Raw genomic sequence first — 14,811 nt, 5'->3', positions numbered from 1 at the left:
CTATTGTCGTTTGAGCGGTGTCGAAGAAAGCATCCGCCGACATCGGCCTGGCGATGAAATAGCCTTGCGCGTAATCGCATCCGATTTCCCGCAGGAAGTCGAGGCATGCTTCCTCCTCGATTCCCTCGGCCACCACCTGCAGGCCCAGCTGGTGCGCCAGTTCCACAGTGGAGCTTACGAGCAGAGCGTCGGCATGGTCGCGATGGGCGTGTTGGACAAAGCTACGATCGATTTTCAATTCGGTCAGAGGAAGGCGTTTCAAGTAGGACAGGGTGGACTGTCCGGTGCCGTAATCGTCCATCGAAACACCCACGCCCAGATCGCGGAACCGGCGCAGCGCCGAGCACGCGAGGTCGAACTGGCCGATGGTCGCGGATTCGGTGATTTCGAAGATCAGTCGGTCGGCCGGCACCCTATCCTCTAGCAGAATGCTCTCCACGCGAGCAGTGAAGTCCGCGGACGTAATGAGGCGCGCCGAGATATTGATCGCGGCCCGTATCTCCAGTCCGCCCTTTCGCCATTCCCGCACGTCGTCGATGACGCGACGAAGGACGAAGAGTGTCAGCTCGTCGATGCGGTTGGTCTCTTCTGCCAAGGGAATGAAAATGTCGGGGCGCAGATCGCCGCGAACGGGATGGTGCCAGCGGATCAGCGCTTCGGCGCTGGTGACGCGATCGGCGCGTACCGAGCGATCGCCGCTGCGCAGGACGACGCTGCCGCTGGCAGTAACGGTGTCGCTGGGCGAATCGTAGCTGAGCGTGTCGGCTTCGAAGGCGATCTCGTCGCTGTCGGCGCTCTGGCCGGTCGGCAGGTCGACCGTGTCCTGCGGTGCATCTTCCAGCGGGCGCGTGGAGAGGTCGGCGCTTTCTTCCTCGTCCTCGAACCGGTCGGGATCGGACCGGTCGGCCTGATCCTGCGCGGTGGCCATGCCGGTGGCCGCACCGTCCTGCGCGAGGGCAGCCCGCACAAGGCCCGGTCGGCCGCCTCCGACGAGGTCGTCGACAGGCTCACCGAGGTGCTCGAGCAGTTCCAGATCGACGCGCAGGTCACGGGCTACACCCGCGGCCCGACGGTCACGCGCTACGAGGTCGAGCTCGGCCCGGCCGTCAAGGTCGAGAAGGTCACCGCGCTCAGCAAGAACATCTCCTACGCCGTCGCGTCCAACGAGGTGCGCATCCTCAGCCCGATCCCCGGCAAGTCGGCGATCGGCGTCGAGATCCCGAACGTCGACAAGGAGATGGTCTCCCTCGGCGACGTGCTGCGCTCCGGCAAGGCGCGCGGCGACCACCACCCGATGGTCATCGGCCTGGGCAAGGACGTCGAGGGCGGCTTCGTCGTCGCGAACCTGGCGAAGATGCCGCACCTGCTCGTCGCCGGCGCCACCGGCTCGGGCAAGTCGAGCTTCGTGAACTCCATGATCGCGTCGCTGCTCATGCGCTCCACGCCCGACGAGGTGCGCATGATCATGGTCGACCCCAAGCGCGTCGAGCTGACCGCCTACGAGGGCATCCCGCACCTCATCACGCCGATCATCACCAACCCGAAGAAGGCGGCCGAGGCGCTGCAGTGGGTCGTGCGCGAGATGGACATGCGCTACGACGACCTCGCCAACTTCGGCTTCCGGCACGTCGACGACTTCAACAAGGCGGTCCGGGCGGGCTCGTTGCAGGCGCCGCCCGGCAGCGAGCGCGTCCTCACGCCCTACCCGTACCTGCTGGTCGTGGTCGACGAGCTCGCCGACCTCATGATGGTCGCCCCCCGCGACGTCGAGGACTCGGTCGTGCGCATCACGCAGCTGGCACGTGCCGCGGGCATCCACCTGGTGCTCGCCACGCAGCGACCCAGCGTCGACGTCGTCACCGGACTCATCAAGGCCAACGTGCCGAGCCGCCTGGCGTTCGCCACGAGCTCGCTCGCCGACAGCCGCGTCATCCTCGACCAGCCCGGCGCGGAGAAGCTGGTCGGCCAGGGCGACGGGCTCTTCCTGCCGATGGGCGCGAACAAGGCCATGCGGATGCAGGGTGCCTGGATCACCGAGGCGGAGATCGCGGAGGTGGTCAAGCACTGCAAGGAGCAGCTGCAGCCCAGCTACCGCGAGGACGTCACCGCCCCGGCCCAGGCCGCGCGCGACCTCGACGACGACATCGGCGACGACCTCGACCTCGTGCTCCAGGCCGTCGAGCTCGTCGTCACGACGCAGTTCGGCTCGACGTCGATGCTCCAGCGCAAGCTGCGCGTCGGCTTCGCCAAGGCCGGACGCCTCATGGACATCATGGAGAGCCGCGGCGTCGTCGGGCCCAGCGAGGGCTCGAAGGCGCGCGACGTGCTCGTCAAGCCCGACGACCTCGACGACGTCCTGGCGTCGATCAGCGCAGGATGAGGTGATGGCCGTGAGCACCGAGCGTCTCGAGTCGCTCCAGGACGACGGCGTCGAGGACCAGCCGTTCGAGATCCGCCGGCGCGCGCTGCTCTACCTCGTGGTCGGGCTCGCCGCGCTGGCCGTCGGTGCCGGGTTCGGCTTCCTCGCCTGGGAGCGCGACGACACCGCCCTCTGGGTCCCGGGGGGCGTGCTGCTGTTCCTCGCGCTGACAGTGCTGCAGGGCGTGCGTGACGCCCGCACGCCGCTGTTCGTGGCCGACTCGCACGGCGTGCGCATGCGCGACGGCGACGGCTGGGTAGGTCTGCTCTGGAGCGAGATGGCCGACATCCGGGTCGAGTCGCGCGACGGCCTGCTCGACCCGCGGGTGAAGGTGATCAGCCCCGACGGGCGCCGCATCCACACCGCGCCCCTCGGCCTCGGGACCACCGTGTCGGTCGAGGAGGCTCGCGAGGAGATCGCCCGTCGACGCGGTGGGGCATACTGAACCGTCCGTCCCGCGAGCGAGAGGCACCCATGGAGCCGGCCCACGCCAGCCACCAGCAGGACCCCCAGCACGTCCCGAGCAACCTGAACATCGCCAACGCCCTCACGGTGGTGCGCATCCTCGGCGTGCCGCTGTTCGGCTGGCTGCTGCTCACCCAGGACGGCCAGGACGTCTCGACGCGCGTGTGGGCCTGGGTCGCGTTCGCCCTGCTGATGATCACCGACCGGATCGACGGCGACCTCGCCCGCAAGCACAACCTGGTCACCAACTTCGGCAAGCTGGCCGACCCGATCGCCGACAAGGCGCTCACCGGCATGGCGTTCGTCGGCCTGTCGATCATCGGCGTGCTGTGGTGGTGGGTCACCATCGTCCTGCTCGTGCGCGAGTGGGGCATCACCCTCATGCGGTTCGTCGTGAAGAAGTACGGCGTCATGCCCGCGAGCCAGGGCGGCAAGATCAAGACGACGCTGCAGGCCCTCGCGATCGGCGGCTACGTCCTGCCGTTCGAGCTGTGGGACAACACCGCGAGCGACGTGCTGCGCTGGGTCACCCACGTGCTCATGGCCGCCGCCCTCGTCATCACGGTGGTCACGGCCGTCCAGTACGTCCGTGACGCGATCGCCCTGCGACGGGACGCGAAGAGCGCGGCGTGACACCCCTGCCGGCCGCGGTCGAGGCCGTCCGGCTCCTGCGGGAGCGGGGCGAGACGATCGCGTGCGCTGAGTCCCTCACGGGCGGCCTGCTGTGCGCGGCGCTCGTCGACGTGCCCGGCGCGTCCGACGTCGTCGTGGGCGGCGTCGTGTCGTACGCGACGCGGGTCAAGGAGTCGGTGCTCGGCGTCGACGGCGAGCACCTGGCGCGGCGAGGTGCTGTCGACCCCGGCACGGCCGCGCAGATGGCCGACGGTGTGCGACGTCTCCTCGACGCCGACTGGGGCATCGCGACGACGGGCGTGGCCGGCCCGAGCCCGAACGAGGGCAAGCCGGCCGGCACCGTCTTCGTTGGCCTCGACGGACCCGACCACCGCCTGCGGTCGGAGCCGCTGCACCTCGACGGCGACCGCGACGCCGTCCGTCGGGGGACGGTCGGTGCTGCGCTGTCGTCCCTGGTCGCTACGCTCTGTGAGTAGGACCTGTCACGAGACCGGGGAATCACCTCCGGTCGAGCGACGTTGATCCCGACGTGACCCACGCGGAGGAGGTGGACCATGACCGCCATGAGGCAGCTGGTCGGTGAGGTGCTGCGCGCCCGCCGGGTCGCGCAGGGACTCACGCTCCGCGACGTGTCCGCCAAGGCGCGGGTGTCGCTCGGCTACATCTCCGAGGTCGAGCGCGGGCAGAAGGAGCCCAGCTCGGAGCTGCTCGCAGCTCTCGCCGCCGCGCTCGACGTCCCGCTCAGCAAGGTCCTGCTCGACGTCAGCACCCTGCTGGCCATCGAGGAGGCCACCGACCTCGCGAGCGTCTCGAGCATCACCCCGGGCGAGGTCTCGGCCTCTGCGGCCTGACGCACGCGGTCCGAGCCTGACGTCCGTCCGTCGGGGCGCGCCTGCCATGCTGACGCCATGGTGGCGACGACGGGACCGGTAGTGGTGTCGCGATGAACCCGTCGGACTGGGGCCTGCGTCCGCTCGTGCTCGACGACGTCGACGCCGTGCACGCCGTCTACTCCGATCCTGAGACCTGGCGACACTTCCCCGAGGGCGTGTTCGTCGAGCGCGAGCGCAGCGTCGCGCTGGCCGAGCGTGCCGAGCGCGACTGGCGCGAGAGCGGCCTGGGGGAGTGGGCCGTCACCGTGCGCGGCGACGTCGTCGGGACCGGTGGGGTGTCGCCCCGCGGCGGCTGGTGGAACCTGGGCTTCCGGCTCGCGCCGAGCGTCTGGGGCCACGGCCTCGGCACGTGGGTCGCGAGCGTCGCCCTCGGGGCCGCGCAGCGCACGCAGCCCGACTGGCCCGTCGTCGCGCGATCGATGGAGACGAACCCGGCCTCGGGCCGCGTGAGCGAGCAGGCCGGTCTCGAGCGGGTCCACGTCGAGCCGTGGGCCGACGGCCCGGCCCGGATCATCCACGCCGACCGTCCGCTCGACCGCCGGCTGCTCGCCGAGATCGTCGCGCTGGGTTGACGGCCGGCCCGCCGACGCCGGGTGTCGCGTGGCATGCTGGCCGCGATGAGGCACAGCGAGTTCTGGGAGCGGATGACCCTCCACCTCGGCCCGGGGTACGCGCGGGTCTGGGCCGCGACGCAGGTCATGGCCGAGCTCGACGGCCGGACGGCCAGCGAGGCCCTCGAGGCGGGTGTCGACCCCAAGGTCGTGTGGCGCGCCGTCCACGCCAGCCTGGAGCTTCCCGCGCGCGAGCGCTGAAGCCGTGTCCCTCATGGGCGACGCACAGGATGGGCACGGCGGGCGCCGAAGGTGACCGACCATCGTGGAGGTCGACGGGCCGAGTGGTCCGACGAAGGAGCCACGATGAGCACCACGGACACCATCCGCCCCCACGACGTCGACGACACCGTCGAGCACCCGACCGCGCCGCAGACGGTCGTGGTCGCGCGGCCCGACGACGAGCCGGTCGAGCCGAGCTCCGAGCGCCCACGCCGGACCGCTGCCGTCGCCGCCGGCGCGGTGGTGCTCGCCCTCGCCCTCTTCGGGGGTGGCTTCGCCACCGGCCACGCCGTCGCCGGCCAGGGCCCCGCGTCGTCGCCGGGCACGACCTCGCAGGGCGGTCCGACGGGACAGACCGGCCCGGGCGGCGCCGGCGGCCCGATGGGCCAGGACGGTCAGCTCCCCACTCCGCCCGACGGCCAGCTCGCACCCCCGTCGCAGGACGGCACGGGCACCGACGGCCTCGACCAGGCCCCGTCCGGCAGCACCACCCAGGACGAGGCCTCCTCGTCCGGGTCCTCCGTGTAGGTCGAGTGACCCTCCGCCACCATCGGTGGACCTGCACCCTCAGGAACCGTCCTGCGGTTGAAGATCCACCGATAGGGGTGTCGTGGCCGAAGGATGATGCGTTCACGACGGGATCCCGTAGCCAACGCAGAATCCTGCGGCGACCCCGAGCGCGAGCCACAGCCCGAGACCCCGGACCATCGCCGATGCCAGCCGTCCGGTCGAGGCCCTTTCGGTGACCAGCCCCAGCGAAGGCCGAGGCAGCGCAGCGGCGACCCCGGAAACGCCACACACGCACGTCCCGGCGTGTCGCACCCGCTCGAACAGGTGTTCGTACTACGGTTGTGCACACGGTTGACGCGAAGGGTGTCGCTGTCCACAGGCGGGGTCGACGAGGCTCCAGATGTCTGAGGTGGCCCCTAGCGTCGTAGACGACCGGCCACCCACCGAGCAGAACGGACCAGCGCATGCCTCCCAAGTCCCCCCTCGCGCCCGTCACCGCCGTGACGAGCGACCAGCGCGAGAAGGCGATCGACAACGCGATCGCCCAGATCGACCGCAACTACGGCAAGGGCGCCGTCATGCGCCTCGGTGAGAAGGGCCGCGTCCCGGTCAGCGTCATCCCCACCGGCGCCACCGCCCTCGACATCGCGCTCGGCATCGGCGGCCTGCCGCGTGGGCGCATCGTCGAGATCTACGGCCCGGAGTCCTCCGGCAAGACGACGGTCGCGCTGCACGCGGTGGCCAACGCCCAGAAGGCCGGTGGCGTCGCAGCCTTCATCGACGCCGAGCACGCGCTCGACCCCGACTACGCCCGCAAGCTGGGCGTCGACACCGACGCGCTGCTGGTCTCCCAGCCCGACTCCGGTGAGCAGGCGCTCGAGATCGCCGACATGCTCATCCGCTCCGGCGCGCTCGACATCATCGTCATCGACTCCGTCGCCGCCCTCGTGCCCCGGGCCGAGATCGACGGCGAGATGGGCGACAGCCACGTCGGTCTGCAGGCCCGTCTCATGAGCCAGGCGCTGCGCAAGATGACCGGTGCCATCAACGGCTCCGGCACCACCGCCATCTTCATCAACCAGCTGCGCGAGAAGATCGGCGTCATGTTCGGCTCGCCCGAGACCACCACGGGCGGCAAGGCGCTCAAGTTCTACGCCTCGGTCCGTCTCGACGTCCGCCGCATCGAGACGCTCAAGGACGGCACCGACATGGTCGGCAACCGCACCCGCGTCAAGGTCGTCAAGAACAAGCTCGCGCCGCCGTTCAAGCAGGCCGAGTTCGACATCATGTACGGCCAGGGCATCAGCCGCGAGGGCAGCCTGATCGACGTCGGCGTCGAGACCGGCATGGTCCGCAAGGCCGGCGCCTGGTACACGTACGAGGGCGACCAGCTCGGCCAGGGCAAGGAGAACGCACGCCAGTTCCTCAAGGACAACCCCGACCTCGCCGAGGAGCTCGAGAAGCGCGTCAAGGAGCACCTCGGTGTCGGTGCACAGCTCGACGAGGAGGTCGACGACGTCGACCTGCCGGCCACGGAGTTCTGAGCGTGGCCGGGGGACACGAGCCGCCGGCGCCGACCGACGCGCCACGTGACGTCCAGCAGGACCCGGACGCCGACGTCGAGTCGGTCGCCCGGACCATCCTGCTGAACAAGCTCACCGACTCGCCGCGCAGCCGCGCCGAGCTCGCCGAGGCACTGGCCCGCAAGCACGTGCCCGACGACGTCGCGGCCCGCCTGCTCGACCGGTTCGAGGAGGTCGGCCTCGTCGACGACGCCGCGTTCGCGCGGGCCTGGGTCGAGTCACGCTCGCGCAGCAAGGGGCTCGCCACCAAGGTGCTCGCCCTCGAGCTGCGCCGCAAGGGCATCGCCGACGACCTCGCCCGCGACGTGCTCGCCGACGTCGACCCCGACGCCGAACGTCAGGCGGCCCACCGGCTGGTGCAGAAGAAGCTGCGCTCCCTGCGCGGTCTCGACGACACCACCCGCATCCGCAGGCTCACCGGCATGCTCGCCCGCAAGGGGTACTCACCGCAGGTCGCCTTCGACGTCGTCCGCGAGGAGCTCGACGCCGACGACTCCGGCGTCACGTGGGACCCGCTGGTCTCCACCTGAGCGACCCGTCGAGGAGCGCGGTTCAGCCGCGTTCCTCGACGTCGCGCCGGATCCGCTCGACGATCTCGCGCTCGCTGTCGTAGTACGACAACCCCCACTCGGCCACGCGCGCGGCGTACCGCACCTCCTCGACGTCGCCCAGCAGCTCACGGACGGCCTCGAGCTCACGCCGCCGGTCTGCGAGGCGGATCAGATAGTCCTCGAGCATCTCCTGCACGTGCTCGGCCGACGTCAGATGGCCCATCAGCAGGCGCAACGCCACCGGGTGCTTGAGCACCGGGAACGGGTCGTCGACGGGCGCCGACAACCAGCGCTCGACCTGGCTGCGACCCTCGTCGCTGATCCGGAACCGGCGGGTCGTGCGACGGCCCTCGACGTGCTCCACGGCGTGCACGAGGTCACGCTCCAGCAGCTTGTCGAGCTCGGTGTAGATCTGGCTCATCGCCGGCGACGTCCAGTAGAACTTGAGCGTGCGGTCCGCCCGCTGCTTCAGCTCGTAGCCCGTCAGACCCGTCGTCTGCGACATGTCGTCGAACGCGAGCAGACCGAGCAGCGCGTACGACGTCATCGACAGGTTCACGGCCTCACCCTACTGAGCGGTTCGCCACACTCGGCCCGGCGACGCAGACAGCGTCGCTGTCAGCGTCCTAGACTCGCGCGCATGCCCAGCACCCTCGACGTGTACCAGAAGATGTCAGCGCTCCCGCAGGGCAAGCGCCTGTTCTCGATCTTCTACGGACAAAAGGCGCCCTACTTCGCCTCGATCCACCTCCGCGTGGAGGAGATGAAGCCGCACTTCGCGCAGATCACCATCCCCAAGCGGCGCAGCGTGCAGAACCACATCGGCACCGTGCACGCGATCGCAGCGTGCAACGGTCTCGAGGCCGCCATGGGACTGCTCGCCGAGGCGACCTGCCCGAGCGACCACCGCTGGCTACCCAAGGGCATGGACGTGCAGTACCTGGCGAAGTCCGACGGCGACCTCGTCTGCACCGCCGAGTCCGAACCCGAGGCCTGGGCCGACGGCCCCGACGTCCCGGTCCGCGTCACGGCCGCCCTGAAGGACGGCACGGTCACCGTGGCCGGCACCATCCACCTCTGGGTCACGCCCAAGAAGCGCTGACGCTCAGGCGCCCGTCGTCGCGCCCACCGCTCCGCCACGGCGGCTGGTGCCGACGTAGCGCTTCTGGACCCCCTCACCGATGAACGTCAGCAGCAGGTTCAGCACGATGTAGATCGCCGCGAGCACGAGCGCGGTGGCCAGACGGTTGTCGAACGTCCGGAAGATGTCCCGACCGGCCACGGTGAGTCCCGGCGCGAGGATCGCGTACCCGAGGCTGGTGTCCTTGAGGACGACGATGCACTGGCTGATGATCGACGGGAACATGATCTTCACCGCCTGCGGCAGCAGGACGATCCGCGTGACGGTCGACTTCGTGAGCCCGAGCGCGTACCCGGCCTCGGCCTGCCCGCGCGGCACCGCGTTGATGCCGGCGCGGAACACCTCGGCGAGGACGGAGCCGTTGTAGAGCACCAGCCCGACCACCAGCGGGAAGATGACGCCGTTCGGGTTCCCGGCCAGCCCCCACACGAAGATGATGAGCAGCAAGAGTGGGACGGCGCGGAAGAACTCGACCACGAGCCACGACGGCCACCGCACCACGGCGCGGTCGCTGAGCTTGCCGACGCCCAGCAGGACACCCAGCACGACCGCGCCGACGATGGCGAGTCCGGCGGCACGCAGCGTGTCCAGCAGACCCTGCAGCAGCAGGTCGACGAGGCGTGGCGTGACGAACGGCTCCCACTGCTGCGCTGTCAGCTGGTCCTCCGACCAGAGCTTCCAGACGACGAGCGCGAGCAGGGCGAGGATGCCGACGACGGTGACGACGCCGGCGATGCGGTGGCGACGTGCGGCCCGCGGGCCGGGCACGTCGAACAGGACCGAGGCGTTGCTCATGCGACCCTCCAGGCCTTCTCGAAGCGGTTGGCGCCGAAGGAGATCAGCTCGACGATGAGGATGTAGCCGAGCGCGATCCCGGCGAAGATGACCACCCGTTCGCTGGCGTAGTCGTTGCTCAGCCCCTTCATGCGGAAGGTCGCCTCGGCGATGCCGAAGACGGCCGCGAGCGACGTGTTCTTCGTCAGCGCGATCATCACGCTCGCCAGCGGCGGCACGGTGAGCCGGAACGCCTGCGGCAGGACCACCTGCGTCATCGTCAGGGAGAACGGCATGCCGAGCGAGCGGGCCGCCTCGGCCTGGCCGAGGCCGATGCCGTTGATGCCCGACCGGATCGCCTCGGTGACGAAGGCGGCCGTGTACAGGCCCATCGCCATCGTGACCATGACGAAGAAGCCGAAGTCGATGCCGAGCTCGGGCAGCCCGTAGTAGGTCAGCAGGATGAGCACGAGCAGCGGCGTGTTGCGGAAGATCGTCACGTAGCCGATGCCGACACCACGCAGGACGGGCACGGGGGAGACGCGCGCGACCGCGACGAGCGTGCCGACGACGAGGGCGATGAGCCCTGACACGACGAGCAGCTTCAGCGTCTCGCCGAAGCCGGAGAGCACCAGGTCGAAGTTCTCGGTGAACGCGTCCACGTCACCTCCGTGGGGGATCGCAGGGTGGAGCGACGGTCGCCGGGCCTGTCGTGGGCCCGGCGACCGCCGCGGGGATCAGGCGCAGGCGTCGAGCGTCGGCTTCGCCGGGACGTCGTTGCCCGACTTGCCGAGCGTCGCGTCGAAGGCCTTCTCGAAGTCTCCGTCGTCGTACGCCTTCTCGATGCTGTCGTTCAGGAACTGGCACAGCTCCGGGGCGTCCTTGCTGTAGCCGACGCCGTAGCGCTCCTCCGAGAACGGCTCGCCGACGACCTTCAGCTCGTCGGGCGCCTGGGCCGCGTAGCCCAGCAGGATCGCACCGTCGGTGGTGACCGCGTCGACCGAGCCGTTCTTCAGCTGGTCGACGCACTCGGAGTAGGTGTCGAAGCCGGCAGGCGTGGCCCCGTACTCCTCCTCGACGGTCTTGATCGACGTCGAGCCAGTGACGGAGCAGACCTTCTTGCCCGACAGGTCGTCCGGGCCGTTGATGGAGTCGTCGTCCTTCGCGACGAGCAGACTCTGCCCCGTCACGTAGTACGGGCCGGCCTGGCCGACGACCTTGCGACGCTCGTCGGTGATCGAGTACGACGCGATGACGAAGTCGACCGTGCCGTTCTGCAGGAACGGCTCGCGGTTGTCGGAGATGGTCTCGACCCACTCGATCTTGTCAGGCTCGATGCCGAGCTGGCCGGCGATGATCTTGCCGAGCTCCGGGTCGATGCCGGTCGGCGTGTCCGACCCGGCGGCGCGGAAGCCGACACCGGGCTGGTCGAACTTCACGCCGATCTTGACCGTGCCGGCCTCGGCCAGGTCGGCCATGCGCGTGCCAGCCTCGAAGTCCGGGCTGTCGACGACCTCGTACTCGTTGCCGGACGCGGTCGTGCCGTCGTCCTCGCCTGCGTTGCCGCAGGCCGACGCGGCCAGTACGACCGCCGCCGCGACCGCGGCCAGCTTGATGGTGCGCACCTTCATGGTGTGTTCCCCTCGATCGGTTGGTTGGGTACTTCCAGGAGGCTCAGTGGTTGAGGATCTTGCCGAGGAAGTCCTTCGCACGGTCGGAGCGCGGAGCGCTGAAGAACTCGTGCGGGGTGTTCTGCTCCACGATCCGGCCGTCGGCCATGAACACGACGCGGTCGGCGGCCGTGCGGGCGAAGCCCATCTCGTGGGTGACGACGATCATCGTCATGCCGCCCCGGGCGAGGTCGACCATCGTGTCGAGGACCTCCTTGATCATCTCCGGGTCCAGCGCCGACGTCGGCTCGTCGAAGAGCATGACCTTCGGCTCCATGGCCAGCGACCGCGCGATCGCGACCCGCTGCTGCTGGCCTCCGGAGAGCTGGGCCGGCAGCTTCTGCGCCTGCGAGTCGACGCCGACCCGGCGCAGCAGCTCCATGGCGCGCGCCTCGGCGTCGGACTTCGACTGTCCGCGCACCTTGATCGGGCCAAGGGTCACGTTCTCGAGCACCGTCTTGTGGGCGAAGAGGTTGAAGGACTGGAACACCATCCCGACGTCGGCGCGCAGCTGGGCGAGGGCCTTGCCCTCGGCCGGCAACGGCTCGCCGTCGACGGTGATCTCGCCCGCGTCGATCGTCTCGAGGCGGTTGATCGTCCGGCAGAGCGTCGACTTGCCCGAGCCCGACGGCCCGATCACGACGACGACCTCGCCGCGTGCGACGTCGAGCTCGATGTCCTGCAGCACATGCAGGGACCCGAAGTGCTTCTGGACCCCCCGCATGGCCACCATGGGTGTGTCAGCCATGGCCGACAACCTATCCGCGACACCGCCCCGTCCTGCAAGTCCGCAATCGAATCGTCACCTGAAGCGACGGCCGGCGGGACGTCGGCAACCGTCCGGACACACGTCGGCCGCCGTCGCAGGGGAGCTGCGCACGGCGGCCGACGTCTCAGGACCGCGAGGGTGGGAGACCTACTCGCGGTAGCGCGGCTGGCTCTGCGGGTTGAGCTCCTTGAACCTCACCCGCTCGGCTCCCTTGATGCGACGGTCGTCGACGCGGAACACCTCGAAACCTCGCTGGATCTCGTTGGAGTAGATGTGGCCGTTGTAGTAGTACGTCGACCACGGACCGCCGACCACGAGACGCTCGGCGTCGTTCGGGCCACGGTCGTGCCACGCGATCTCCTTCGGGTTGGCCGAGTCGGTGAAGTCGTACATCGACCAGCCACCCTGGTACCAGGCCTGGACCATGATGTCCTTGCCCTTCACCGGGACCAGCGAGCCGTTGTGGGCGACGCAGTTCTCGGTGTTGGCCTGGGTCCGGGGAATCTTGTAGTAGCTCTTGAACTCCAAGTCGCCGGAGCGGGTGATGTCGTAGATCCCGTTGGCGCCCTTGGTGTCGCCGACCGTCGGGTTGCAGGTGGGCGCGCCACCGCCGCCCAGCTCGTCGGTGAACACGACCTTCGTGCCGTCGTTGTTGAAGGTCGCCGAGTGCCAGAACGCGAAGTTCTCGGTGTCGCGGACGTTCTCGGTGACCTTCGGCTTCTCCCGGTCCTCGATGTCGAGCAGGATGCCGTCGCCCATGCAGGCGCCCGCCATGATGTCCTTGCTCGGGTAGGCCGTGAGGTCGTGGCAGCCGCTCGTCTCCCGCGAGTACCCGCCGGCCGGGTTGCCGCCGTCGGGGAACAGCACGGGCTGGGAGATCATGCGCGCCGTGGACGGCTTCTTCAGCGGCACCTTGACGACGCTGATGGAGTCCAGCGGCGGCTGGCAGTCCGGGAACGCCGCGTTCGGCGCGTACGAGGACACGTAGACGTAGAGGTCGTCGACCTTGCCCTTGCCCTTCGCGCCCTTGCTCTTGCCGGGCGCGAGCGTGTGCGTGTGCGAGCCGCACGGCGTCTCGACCGCGGCCACGTACTCCGGACGGCGCGGGTCGGAGATGTCGAAGACCTTGATGCCCTCCCACGAGTCCTTGATGGTCGCCGACTGGGCGGTGCTCTCGCACGAGGAGTCGCTGCGCGAGGAGTCGGTGCTGAGGATGAGCACGTCGTCGTACACGGAGACGTCGTTCTGGGCCCCGGCGCACACGACCTGCGCGACGGTCTTCGGCTTCGCCGGCTTGGAGATGTCGTACACCGTGAAGCCGTTGTAGTTGCCGGCGAAGGCGTACTTGCCCTGGAACGCGAGGTCGCTGTTGAGGGCATCCTCCGAGGCGAAGGCGCCCTGCTTGGCGATGGTGGCGAGGCGCTTGACGTTGGCGCTGCTGGCCTCCTCGCCGGGTGCGAGGTCGACGCCGCTGGCGTTCATCCGCGCCGTGTCGTTGCCGGGCAGGCAGTTGCCGGCGAGGCGGTCGGCCTCCGACAACGTGCGCTCGCCCTTGCACTCCTTCGAGGGACGGGTCTCGACCCGTTCCTCGGTCCTCTCCTCGGCCACGGCGGCCAAGGGCGAGAGCAGTGCGGTGGTGAGCGCGCCGGTGGCGGCGGCTCCGAGCAGGGCCGTCGTGGCCCGTCTGCGTGCATGACGCATGTGGTGTGTCCTTCCCCCGATGTCCGGCTATCCTCACCCGAAAGCCGTCACGGCGACAAGGGCCCGCGCGGGTCCGTCGATGACGATCTGATGACGGCTCCACTTCGGGGGAAGGGGACTCGGATGCGACGACCTCTGCGGGGCGTCACGGTGGCACTGGCCGCGTCGGCGGTGCTGCTCTCGGGCTGCTCGGGCGACGACCGGTCACGGCAGGTCGACGGTGCCGTGATCCAGCCGGGCAAGCCGGGGGAGAAGGCCGAGGTGCTCGACGAGGCGCCCGAGATCGAGCGGGCGCGGGCGAACGACGCCGACGTCGAGTTCGTGCAGATGATGATCCCGCACCACGCGCAGGCGTTGCAGATGGCCCAGCTCGCCCCCGACGCGCGGGGGAGCAAGGCCGTGCGCACCATGGCCGACCGCATCGACGGGGCCCAGCGCCCCGAGATCGTCTTCATGGCCGGGTGGCTCACCGACCAGGGTCTCGACGCGCCGACGAAGGAGCAGATCGAAGGTGGCAACATCCCGATGGGCCGCCACGGTGGCCACGGCTCGCACGGCGGCGACGTCCACGACATGGCCGGGATGGCGAGCGAGGCGCAGCTGGAGGAACTCGAGGCCTCGCGCGGGAAGGACTTCGACCGGCTGTTCCTGGAGCTGATGATCATGCACCACCAGGGCGCCATCGAGATGGTCGACACGGTGGTGCGCGAGGGTGCGGACCTGCAGGTCAACGAGCTGGCGACCAGCATCGCGGCGGACCAGACGGCCGAGATCGACCGCATGCGTCAGCTGCTCGCCGACCTCTGAGGCCGGCGTTCGCGTCGCGGTCGGGCCCGACCCGTGTGAGCGTGGAGGCACGTCCCGCCCAC

Annotated in this window: 18 protein-coding genes and 1 pseudogene; 12 read left to right on the top strand and 7 right to left on the bottom strand. The window is 69.6% G+C overall.

The window, feature by feature from the left end; translation table 11 throughout:
* Positions 1-928 (bottom strand): EAL domain-containing protein (locus A6Q81_RS15750; RefSeq protein WP_286691045.1); only part of this gene is annotated, 928 nt, incomplete at its 3' end.
* A 15-nt stretch (positions 929-943) separates the two neighbouring features.
* On the opposite strand from A6Q81_RS15750, the pseudogene A6Q81_RS15745 reads away from it, so the two are divergent.
* The 10 genes and pseudogenes from A6Q81_RS15745 to A6Q81_RS15700 form a co-directional block, all read left to right on the top strand.
* Positions 944-2,380 (top strand): annotated as a pseudogene (locus tag A6Q81_RS15745) (DNA translocase FtsK); the annotation flags it as partial.
* A 4-nt stretch (positions 2,381-2,384) separates the two neighbouring features.
* Positions 2,385-2,864: a hypothetical protein gene (locus A6Q81_RS15740; RefSeq protein ID WP_067856825.1), complete on the top strand. Its 480-nt coding sequence runs from the start codon at positions 2,385-2,387 to the stop codon at positions 2,862-2,864.
* A 29-nt stretch (positions 2,865-2,893) separates the two neighbouring features.
* Complete coding sequence (gene pgsA, locus A6Q81_RS15735; protein WP_286691044.1) at positions 2,894-3,517, top strand: CDP-diacylglycerol--glycerol-3-phosphate 3-phosphatidyltransferase; 624 nt, start codon at positions 2,894-2,896, stop codon at positions 3,515-3,517.
* Positions 3,514-3,993, top strand: a complete 480-nt coding sequence (locus tag A6Q81_RS15730) for a CinA family protein (protein WP_286691043.1) — start codon at positions 3,514-3,516, stop codon at positions 3,991-3,993. Before pgsA ends, A6Q81_RS15730 begins: the two co-directional genes overlap by 4 nt.
* Before the next feature lie 78 nt (positions 3,994-4,071).
* Entirely contained in the window at positions 4,072-4,368 is a 297-nt protein-coding gene (locus A6Q81_RS15725) for a helix-turn-helix domain-containing protein (RefSeq protein WP_286691042.1), read from the top strand.
* Between the two features lie 92 nt (positions 4,369-4,460).
* Positions 4,461-4,982 carry a GNAT family N-acetyltransferase gene (locus A6Q81_RS15720; RefSeq protein ID WP_286691041.1) on the top strand — a complete coding sequence of 174 codons (522 nt, stop codon included), beginning with the start codon at positions 4,461-4,463 and terminating at the stop codon, positions 4,980-4,982.
* A gap of 45 nt (positions 4,983-5,027) precedes the next feature.
* On the top strand, positions 5,028-5,222 hold the full coding sequence (locus A6Q81_RS15715; protein ID WP_067861477.1) for a DUF3046 domain-containing protein: 195 nt from the start codon (positions 5,028-5,030) through the stop codon (positions 5,220-5,222).
* A gap of 105 nt (positions 5,223-5,327) precedes the next feature.
* Entirely contained in the window at positions 5,328-5,771 is a 444-nt protein-coding gene (locus A6Q81_RS15710; RefSeq protein WP_286691040.1) for a hypothetical protein, read from the top strand.
* 446 nt (positions 5,772-6,217) lie between these two features.
* Positions 6,218-7,297, top strand: coding sequence for a recombinase RecA (gene recA / locus A6Q81_RS15705; protein WP_067856842.1), 1,080 nt, complete (start codon positions 6,218-6,220; stop codon positions 7,295-7,297).
* A gap of 2 nt (positions 7,298-7,299) precedes the next feature.
* Positions 7,300-7,866 (top strand): regulatory protein RecX, encoded by a 567-nt coding sequence (locus A6Q81_RS15700; RefSeq protein ID WP_236749849.1) that lies wholly within the window; start codon positions 7,300-7,302, stop codon positions 7,864-7,866.
* 22 nt (positions 7,867-7,888) lie between these two features.
* On the opposite strand, the gene A6Q81_RS15695 is transcribed toward A6Q81_RS15700, so the two are convergent.
* The gene (locus tag A6Q81_RS15695; RefSeq protein WP_286691039.1) at positions 7,889-8,446 is read right to left on the bottom strand and encodes a PadR family transcriptional regulator; all 558 of its coding nucleotides are present in this window, start codon (positions 8,444-8,446) and stop codon (positions 7,889-7,891) included.
* 81 nt (positions 8,447-8,527) lie between these two features.
* Here A6Q81_RS15695 and A6Q81_RS15690 point away from each other — a divergent pair, with 81 nt between their 5' ends.
* The gene (locus tag A6Q81_RS15690) at positions 8,528-8,989 is read left to right on the top strand and encodes a hotdog fold domain-containing protein (RefSeq protein WP_286691038.1); all 462 of its coding nucleotides are present in this window, start codon (positions 8,528-8,530) and stop codon (positions 8,987-8,989) included.
* A 3-nt stretch (positions 8,990-8,992) separates the two neighbouring features.
* Here the strand turns inward: A6Q81_RS15690 and A6Q81_RS15685 are convergent, their stop codons facing one another.
* From A6Q81_RS15685 to A6Q81_RS15665, 5 genes are all read right to left on the bottom strand, one after another.
* Positions 8,993-9,823, bottom strand: a complete 831-nt coding sequence (locus A6Q81_RS15685; RefSeq protein WP_286691037.1) for an amino acid ABC transporter permease — start codon at positions 9,821-9,823, stop codon at positions 8,993-8,995.
* A complete protein-coding gene (locus tag A6Q81_RS15680; protein ID WP_067856856.1) occupies positions 9,820-10,464 on the bottom strand; it encodes an amino acid ABC transporter permease in 645 nt (214 codons plus the stop codon). The genes A6Q81_RS15685 and A6Q81_RS15680 overlap by 4 nt, the downstream gene beginning before the upstream one ends.
* A gap of 75 nt (positions 10,465-10,539) precedes the next feature.
* Positions 10,540-11,433 (bottom strand): glutamate ABC transporter substrate-binding protein, encoded by an 894-nt coding sequence (locus tag A6Q81_RS15675; protein WP_067856859.1) that lies wholly within the window; start codon positions 11,431-11,433, stop codon positions 10,540-10,542.
* A gap of 43 nt (positions 11,434-11,476) precedes the next feature.
* Positions 11,477-12,205, bottom strand: a complete 729-nt coding sequence (locus tag A6Q81_RS15670) for an amino acid ABC transporter ATP-binding protein (protein WP_286691046.1) — start codon at positions 12,203-12,205, stop codon at positions 11,477-11,479.
* A 183-nt stretch (positions 12,206-12,388) separates the two neighbouring features.
* On the bottom strand, positions 12,389-13,942 hold the full coding sequence (locus A6Q81_RS15665; protein ID WP_067856865.1) for an LVIVD repeat-containing protein: 1,554 nt from the start codon (positions 13,940-13,942) through the stop codon (positions 12,389-12,391).
* Positions 13,943-14,065: 123 nt separating this feature from the next.
* On the opposite strand from A6Q81_RS15665, the gene A6Q81_RS15660 reads away from it, so the two are divergent.
* Positions 14,066-14,749, top strand: a complete 684-nt coding sequence (locus tag A6Q81_RS15660; RefSeq protein ID WP_286691036.1) for a DUF305 domain-containing protein — start codon at positions 14,066-14,068, stop codon at positions 14,747-14,749.
* The last annotated feature ends 62 nt before the right edge of the window (positions 14,750-14,811 follow it).

The organism is Aeromicrobium sp. REDSEA-S38_B2 (assembly GCF_001628525.1).
Lineage (GTDB): Bacteria > Actinomycetota > Actinomycetes > Propionibacteriales > Nocardioidaceae > Aeromicrobium > Aeromicrobium erythreum.
Note: the sequence above shows the minus strand (reverse complement) of the source record. Positions and strands in the feature narration are given on the sequence as shown.

Coding starts and splice junctions, on each gene's coding strand:
- recA (WP_067856842.1), top strand. CDS start 6,218: ATGCCTCCCAAGTCCCCCCTCGCGCCCGTCACCGCCGTGACGAGCGAC.
- A6Q81_RS15675 (WP_067856859.1), bottom strand. CDS start 11,433: ATGAAGGTGCGCACCATCAAGCTGGCCGCGGTCGCGGCGGCGGTCGTA.
- pgsA (WP_286691044.1), top strand. CDS start 2,894: ATGGAGCCGGCCCACGCCAGCCACCAGCAGGACCCCCAGCACGTCCCG.
- A6Q81_RS15665 (WP_067856865.1), bottom strand. CDS start 13,942: ATGCGTCATGCACGCAGACGGGCCACGACGGCCCTGCTCGGAGCCGCC.
- A6Q81_RS15710 (WP_286691040.1), top strand. CDS start 5,328: ATGAGCACCACGGACACCATCCGCCCCCACGACGTCGACGACACCGTC.
- A6Q81_RS15725 (WP_286691042.1), top strand. CDS start 4,072: ATGACCGCCATGAGGCAGCTGGTCGGTGAGGTGCTGCGCGCCCGCCGG.
- A6Q81_RS15740 (WP_067856825.1), top strand. CDS start 2,385: ATGGCCGTGAGCACCGAGCGTCTCGAGTCGCTCCAGGACGACGGCGTC.
- A6Q81_RS15690 (WP_286691038.1), top strand. CDS start 8,528: ATGCCCAGCACCCTCGACGTGTACCAGAAGATGTCAGCGCTCCCGCAG.
- A6Q81_RS15720 (WP_286691041.1), top strand. CDS start 4,461: ATGAACCCGTCGGACTGGGGCCTGCGTCCGCTCGTGCTCGACGACGTC.
- A6Q81_RS15685 (WP_286691037.1), bottom strand. CDS start 9,823: ATGAGCAACGCCTCGGTCCTGTTCGACGTGCCCGGCCCGCGGGCCGCA.
- A6Q81_RS15715 (WP_067861477.1), top strand. CDS start 5,028: ATGAGGCACAGCGAGTTCTGGGAGCGGATGACCCTCCACCTCGGCCCG.
- A6Q81_RS15670 (WP_286691046.1), bottom strand. CDS start 12,205: ATGGTGGCCATGCGGGGGGTCCAGAAGCACTTCGGGTCCCTGCATGTG.
- A6Q81_RS15660 (WP_286691036.1), top strand. CDS start 14,066: ATGCGACGACCTCTGCGGGGCGTCACGGTGGCACTGGCCGCGTCGGCG.